Source organism: Microbacterium sp. (assembly GCF_049661145.1).
In the GTDB taxonomy this organism is placed as follows: Bacteria; Actinomycetota; Actinomycetes; order Actinomycetales; family Microbacteriaceae; genus Microbacterium.
Map to the genome: position 1 here is coordinate 1 of NZ_JBASZT010000093.1, position 3,826 is coordinate 3,826.

The window sequence follows — 3,826 nt, forward strand, 5'->3', positions numbered from 1 at the left end:
GCATCCGCCCCCGCCCCGCCTCCCCCGCTGGTGCGCGCGTTCGGCGCCGCCGCGGCCGAGAGCTTCTGGTAGGCCTCCAGGCGCAGGCGTTCGCTGTCGATGTAGCTCTCCGGCAGGCGCGCGTCGACGGGGAGTTCCAGGCGCAGTTCGGCCGGCCCCTCGGCATCCTCGCCGCGGAACGTCGCGACGGCTTCGCCGATCATCCGCAGGTACAGGTCGAACCCGACGCCCGCGATGTGCCCGGCCTGCTCGGCGCCCAGGAGGTTCCCGGCGCCGCGGATCTCGAGGTCTTTGAGGGCGACCTGCATGCCGCTGCCGAGGTCGTTGTTGACGGCGATGGTCTCCAGCCGGTCGGCAGCGGTCTCGCTCAGTGGCTTCTGCTCGTCGTACAGGAAGTACGCGTACGCGCGCTCGCGGCCACGGCCGACGCGCCCGCGCAACTGGTGCAACTGCGAGAGCCCGTACTTGTCGGCGCGGTCGATGATGATCGTGTTGGCGTTGGAGATGTCGAGGCCCGTCTCGATGATCGTCGTGCAGACGAGCACGTCGAACCGGCGCTCCCAGAATCCGTCGACGACCTCTTCGAGCGCGTGTTCGCCCATCTGCCCGTGCGCGACGGCGATGCGTGCCTCGGGCACGAGTTCGGCGAGGGAGGCGGCGACCCGCTGGATCGACTGCACCCGGTTGTGCACGTAGAACACCTGCCCCTCGCGCAGCAGCTCGCGGCGGATCGCGGCCGCGATCTGTTTGTCGCTGCGGGGACCGACGTAGGAGAGGATCGGATGCCGGTCCTCGGGCGGCGTGGCGAGCGTCGACATCTCACGGATGCCGGTGACCGCCATCTCGAGCGTCCGCGGAATCGGCGTCGCACTCATCGCGAGGATGTCGACGTTGGTCTTGAGTTTCTTGAGGGCGTCCTTGTGCTCGACGCCGAAGCGCTGCTCCTCGTCGATGATCATGAGGCCGAGGTCTTTGAACACGACCTTCTCGGTGAGGATGCGGTGGGTGCCGATCACGAGGTCGACGGTGCCGTCGGTGAGTCCCGCGAGCGTGTCGCGCGCCTCTTTGTCGCTCTGGAAGCGCGACAGCGGCCGCACCTTGACGGGGAATCCGGCGAACCGCTCGGTGAAGGTGTCGAGGTGCTGCTTGACGAGCAGTGTCGTGGGGACGAGCATCGCGACCTGCTTGCCGTCCTGGATCGCTTTGAAGGCGGCGCGGACGGCGACCTCGGTCTTGCCGAAGCCGACGTCGCCGGAGAGCAGCCGGTCCATCGGGACGGGCCGTTCCATGTCGGCTTTGATTTCGTCGATCGTCTGCAGCTGGTCAGGGGTCTCCGCGAAGGGGAACGCCTCTTCGAGTTCGCGCTGCCAGGGCGTGTCGGGGCCGAACGCGTAGCCCTTCGCGGCCATGCGCGCCGAGTACAGCTTGACGAGCTCGACCGCGATGTCGCGGACGGCCTTGCGCGCCTTGCCCTTCGCGGCGGCCCAGTCGCTGCCGCCCATCTTCGACAGCGCCGGGCCATCGCCGCCGACGTAACGGCTGAGCAGGTCGAGCTGGTCGGTCGGCACGTACAGCTTGTCGCCGGGGTGCCCGCGCTTGGACGGCGCGTACTCCAGCACGAGGTATTCGCGCGTCGTCTTGACCGCGTTGCGGCCGCCGCTGGAGACCTCGCGCTGGACGAGCTCGACGAACCGCCCGATGCCGTGCGTGGAGTGCACGACGATGTCGCCCGCCTTCAACTGCAGCGGGTCCACGACGTTGCGCCGGCGCGAGGCGAGCTTCTTGACGACGCGGCCGTCTGCACCGATCGTGCGGCCGTAGAACTCCGCCTCGGTGAGCACTGCGAGCTTGGCGCCGGGCAGCTCGAAGCCGCTCTCAAGCGTCGCGAGCACGGCCACCGCGACGCCCGGCTCGGGCGACTCGTCGAGGCCTAACGCGGTGCGCGCCGCGATCCCACGGTCGGCGAGCACGTCCCGCGCGCGATCCACCAGGCCCGCGCCGGAGGCCGCGATCACAACCCGCCAACCATCGGCGACCAGCGCGCCCACATGCGCCGTGGCGCCGTCGACGTTGCCCTGGAACGACGGGACGGGGTTCGCCGGGATGCGGACGGCGTTGCCCGGCTCGGGTGTCTCGGAGTGCAGGCCTTCCGCCTCGGCATCCGCATCTCCCGAGTCGAATGCGCTGAGCGTCCACCACACGCCGTCTCGGGCGGATGCCGCGGCCTGCAGCTCCGGCAAGGTGAGGAAGTCGCCGGCACCGAGGTCGACCGGGGTGTCGGCGCCCGCGACGGCGGCGCTCCAGGCCGCCTCGAGGAACTCGCGGTTGGTCTCCCCCAGGGTCATCGCACGGCCGACCGCGCGCTCCGGGTCGACGAGGGCGGTCGCGAGCCCGCGCGGCAGGTAGTCGACGAGCGGCACGACGGCGTCCGCAACGGCTGGGAGCAGCGACTCCATTCCCTCGACAGGGATGCCCTCGCTCATCTTCTCGAGCATCGTGCGGAGGCCCGGAAAGCGGTCGTGCAGCGCCGCGGCGCGCTCGCGCACCGCGGGGGTCAGCAGGAGTTCGCGGCTCGGCAGCAGCGTGACGCCGCGAACCTCGCCCGGCAGCGAGCGCTGATCGGCGACCGAGAACGCCCGGATCTGGTCGACCTCGTCGCCGAAGAACTCGACGCGATACGGGTGATCGGCGTCGGGTGGGAACACGTCGAGGATGCCGCCGCGCACCGCGAACTCGCCGCGACGCGACACCATGTCGACGCGGTGGTACGCGAGCTCGATGAGGCGTCGAACCACGGCATCCAGGTCGTTCCCGCGCTCGCCTACGGCGAGCCCGATGACACCGGCGTCAGTGAGGCCGGCGGCGATGGGCTGCAGGGCGCCGCTAACGGATGCCGTCACGACGAGCGGCCGGCCGTGGTCGGGCGCCCGGTGGCTTTGCCACTGCGCGATGGCACGCAGAACGGTGAGTCTGCGGCCGACGGTCTCGGTCGACGGGCTGAGCCGCTCGTGCGGCAGGGTCTCCCACGCCGGGAAGTGCAGCACGGTGGCTTCGGGAACGAGGCTCTGCAGGGCGGCGCCGAGCGACTCCGCGCGGCGACCGGTGGGGGCGACGACCAGCAGTGCGGCGGGCGCTCCGGCGGCCCGGCGCTGCTCCAGCAGGGCGGCGAGCACGGGGGCGTCCAGGCCCGTGACCAGGGAGAAATCGGTGTCGAAGGGGGCCGCGGCGAGCGCCTCACGGACAGCCTCCTCCTGCGAAAGGGCGCGCACGATCCCGGAAACTGTCACCGGACGAGTGTACGCGCCCCGTCGGCCGCCGGCTCCCCGCCGGGTTGCAGCGCACGCGGCACCGGGCTTAGGAGGCGCCACATCGCGGATGCCACGGCATCCCAGCCGCACAATCGCGCCCCTGAGCTCCCCGAGCGGAAGCGTGCTCGTTACGCGTCGCCGGGTCGCATATGGTCGCTGCTGCGGGCGCAACCCGACCACCTGCGGCCCCCCGAGGTGAGGCACGGCGGGTGAGCGGCGCGGAGCCTGCGGGGTGCGCGTCCCCGCACTTCAGAGGCGCCAAACCGCGGATGCCGCGGCATCCGACCCACACAACGGCGCCCCGGAACCGGGCGCCACCGGGGTCTGCGGGCGGAGCAGCATCCGTAGGATGAGGGCGTGAGCGAGAACGTCCACCCGCGTCAGGCTCCGAATCCGGCGCCATGGGGATACGTGCAGCCGACGCCGGGAGCACCTCCCGTCGCGGCCGGCCCGCCGTGGCCGGGCGCTGCACCGGGCCGGCACCCCTCGCCCGCGCCCGCCAGCCCGACGCCTCCCCG

Annotated in this window: 1 protein-coding gene; it reads right to left on the bottom strand. The window is 71.6% G+C overall.

Going from position 1 to position 3,826, the window contains the following annotated elements:
* The coding region (mfd, locus tag WBP48_RS04135) for a transcription-repair coupling factor (RefSeq protein WP_424436501.1) at window positions 1–3,287 on the bottom strand (3,287 nt) is incomplete at its 3' end.
* Window positions 3,288–3,826: the final 539 nt, after the last annotated feature.